The 1444-nt window shown below is 67.0% G+C and carries 1 protein-coding gene; it reads left to right on the plus strand.

Annotation, left to right across the window (positions count from 1 at the left end; genetic code table 11):
• Positions 1–127 precede the first annotated feature (127 nt).
• On the plus strand, positions 128–1411 hold the full coding sequence (locus ACTWQA_RS58940) for an IS256 family transposase (protein ID WP_443167488.1): 1284 nt from the start codon (positions 128–130) through the stop codon (positions 1409–1411).
• The last annotated feature ends 33 nt before the right edge of the window (positions 1412–1444 follow it).

The following is a 1444-nucleotide window of genomic DNA, read 5'->3' on the forward strand; positions in this document are numbered from 1 at the left end:
GAGGAATGATCGAAACCTGTGGATCTGCCGGGAAGGGGTGTACCTTCCCGGATCATCCGATGTGGTTTCGAGATAAGGCCGACGCGCCAACGTCGGTCGGGAAGGCACACCCGTGCCGCTTACCGTAGTGCCCGAGCCGCCTGCTGACGACCACGCCCTGACGCCGTCCTCGTCTTCGCTGATCGATCAGATCGTCCGCGAGGGCGCCCGCAAGATGCTCGCCGCCGCGTTGCAGGCCGAGGTGGACGCCTATATCGCCGCCTTCGCCGACGAGCGCGACGAGGCGGGCCGGCGCCTGGTCGTGCGCAACGGCTACCACCAGCCGCGCGAGATTCTCACTGCGGCCGGTGCGATCGAGGTCAAGGCTCCGCGGGTCAACGACAAACGCATCGACGAGGGGACGGGCGAGCGCAAGCGGTTCTCCTCGGCGATCCTGCCCGCCTGGGCGCGCAAGACCCCCTCCATCAGCGAGGTGCTGCCGTTGCTGTACCTCCACGGGCTGTCCAGCGGAGACTTCGTGCCGGCGCTGGGGCAGTTCCTCGGCTCGACAGCGGGCCTGTCCGCGGCCGTGATCACCAAGCTCACCGAGCAGTGGAAGGCCGAGCAGCGCGCGTTCGCCGGCCGAGACCTGTCCGGTGTCGACTACGTCTACTTGTGGGTCGATGGCATCCACGTCAACATCCGGCTGGAGGAGCACAAGCTGTGCTTGCTGGTGATGATCGGCGTGCGCGCCGACGGCCGTAAAGAGCTCGTTGCCCTGACCGACGGCTACCGCGAGTCCACCGAGTCGTGGGCTGATCTGCTGCGCGATGCCAAGCGGCGTGGGATGCGGGCGCCGGTGCTGGCGATCGGGGACGGCGCGCTCGGGTTCTGGTCGGCGCTGCGGGAGGTGTTTCCGCAGGCCAAGGAGCAAAGGTGCTGGTTTCACAAGATCTCTAACGTCCTGGGGGCGCTCCCGAAGTCGGCCCACCCTGCCGCCAAGAAGCACCTGGCCGACATCTGGAACGCCGAGGACAAAGAGCACGCCCAGGCCGCGGTCAAGGACTTCCAGGCCGCCTACGGCGCCAAGTACCCCAAGGCGGTCGCCAAGGTCGTCGACGACCTCGACGAACTGCTCGCCTTCTACGACTATCCGCTGGAGCACTGGGTGCATCTGCGCACCACCAACCCGATCGAGTCCACCTTCGCCACGGTCCGGCACCGCACCAAGGTGACCAAGGGGCCAGGCTCACGCGCTGCCGGGCTCGCGATGGCCTTCAAACTGATCGAGTCGGCTCAGGCCCGCTGGCGCGCGGTCAACGCACCCCACCTGGTCGCCCTGGTCCGCGCCGGGGCGAAGTTCCGCAAGGGCAAGCTCATCGAGCGGCCCGAGGAATCACCGGCTATCGAAGAGCAGTCGGCAGCCGCCTGAAAGATCTTGATCCACAGGTATTGACGATTCCTC

The organism is Nonomuraea sp. 10N515B (genome assembly GCF_052245915.1).
In the GTDB taxonomy this organism is placed as follows: domain Bacteria; phylum Actinomycetota; class Actinomycetes; order Streptosporangiales; family Streptosporangiaceae; genus Nonomuraea.